At 66.4% G+C, this 1,912-nt stretch carries 1 protein-coding gene; it reads left to right on the top strand.

Going from position 1 to position 1,912, the window contains the following annotated elements; translation table 11 throughout:
* The coding region (xsc, locus tag BN2476_RS43165) for a sulfoacetaldehyde acetyltransferase (protein WP_235851234.1) at positions 1 to 1,780 on the top strand (1,780 nt) is incomplete at its 5' end.
* Positions 1,781 to 1,912 lie beyond the last annotated feature (132 nt).

Consider the following 1,912-nt stretch of genomic DNA (forward strand, 5'->3'; position numbering starts at 1 on the left):
CGGCCCGCAGGACATGACCCCGTCCGAAGCCTTTGTCGAAACCCTGGCCGCCAACGGCGTCACCGAGATGTTCGGCATCATGGGCTCCGCCTTCATGGATGCGATGGACATCTTCGCGCCCGCCGGCATCCGCCTGATTCCCGTTGTCCACGAACAGGGCGCGGGCCACATGGCCGACGGCTATGCGCGCGTCTCGGGACGCCATGGCGTGGTCATCGGACAGAACGGCCCCGGCATCAGCAACGCCGTCACCGCGATTGCCGCCGCCTACTGGGCGCACAGCCCCGTGGTCATCGTCACGCCCGAGGCGGGCACCATGGGCATCGGACTCGGCGGCTTCCAGGAAGCGAAGCAGCTGCCGATGTTCCAGGAGTTCACCAAATACCAGGGCCACGTCACGCATCCGGCGCGCATGGCCGAATTCACGGGACGCTGCTTCGACCGCGCGATGGCCGAGATGGGGCCCACGCAGCTCAACATCCCGCGCGACTACTTCTACGGCCAGATCAGGGCCGAGATTCCGCAGCCGCAGCGGCTCGATCGCGGCGCGGGCGGCGGGCAGAGCCTGAACGAAGCGGCCGAACTGCTCGCGCAGGCGCAGTTCCCGGTGATCATCTCCGGCGGCGGCGTGGTGATGGCTGACGCCCTCGGCGAATGCCAGGCGCTCGCCGAGCGGCTCGGCGCACCCGTCGTCAACAGCTATCTGCACAACGACTCGTTCCCGGCAAAGCACCCGCTGTGGTGCGGCCCGCTCGGCTATCAGGGCTCGAAGGCCGCGATGAAGCTGCTCGCGCAGGCCGACGTCGTGCTCGCGCTGGGCTCGCGCCTGGGGCCGTTCGGCACGCTGCCGCAGCATGGCCTCGACTACTGGCCGAAGACCGCGAAGATCATCCAGATCGATGCCGATCACAAGATGCTCGGGCTGGTGAAGAAGATCTCCGTCGGCATCTGCGGCGATGCAAAGGCGGCGGCCATTGCGCTTACCGAACGCCTCGCGGGCCGCACGCTCGCATGCGATGCCACGCGCGAGGCGCGCGCCAGCCAGATCGCCGGGGAGAAAGCGGCGTGGGAGAAGGAACTCGACAGCTGGACGCATGAGCGCGACCCGTACAGCCTCGACATGATCGAGGAGCAGAAGAACGAGCGCACCTTCAGTGGCGGCGAGTATCTGCATCCACGGCAGGTGCTGCGCGAGCTGGAAAAGGCGATGCCCGACGATGTGATGGTGTCCACCGACATCGGCAACATCAACTCGGTGGCCAACAGCTATCTGCGCTTCGACAAACCGCGCAGCTTCTTCGCGGCGATGAGCTGGGGCAACTGCGGCTACGCGTTCCCGACCATCATCGGCGCGAAGGTCGCGGCGCCGCACCGTCCCGCGATCTCCTATGCGGGCGATGGCGCCTGGGGCATGAGCATGATGGAGACGCTCACCTGCGTGCGGCACAACATCCCCGTGACGGCTGTGGTGTTCCACAACCGGCAATGGGGCGCGGAGAAGAAGAACCAGGTGGACTTCTACAACCGCCGCTTCGTCGCCGGCGAGCTCGACAATCCGAGCTTCGCGGGCATCGCGAAGGCGATGGGCGCCGAGGGCATCGTCGTCGACCGGCTCGAGGACGTCGGCCCGGCGCTGAAGAAGGCGATCGACCTGCAGATGAATCACGGCAAGACCACGATCGTCGAGATCATGTGCACGCGCGAACTGGGCGATCCGTTCCGGCGTGACGCGCTGTCCAGACCCGTGCGCCTGCTCGACAAGTACAAGGACTACGTCTGAACGAGCGGTCCCGCAGCGCGGCGTTCCCCGGCAACTTCACCGTGCCGGGAACGCCGCTTGTCACACTGCAATAACGATCACATCTTCGTCGGGGAGGCCGGGAGCAAGCATCATGGACACGACAGGGTCGTT

It is taken from the genome of Paraburkholderia piptadeniae, assembly GCF_900007165.1.
In the GTDB taxonomy this organism is placed as follows: domain Bacteria; phylum Pseudomonadota; class Gammaproteobacteria; order Burkholderiales; family Burkholderiaceae; genus Paraburkholderia; species Paraburkholderia piptadeniae.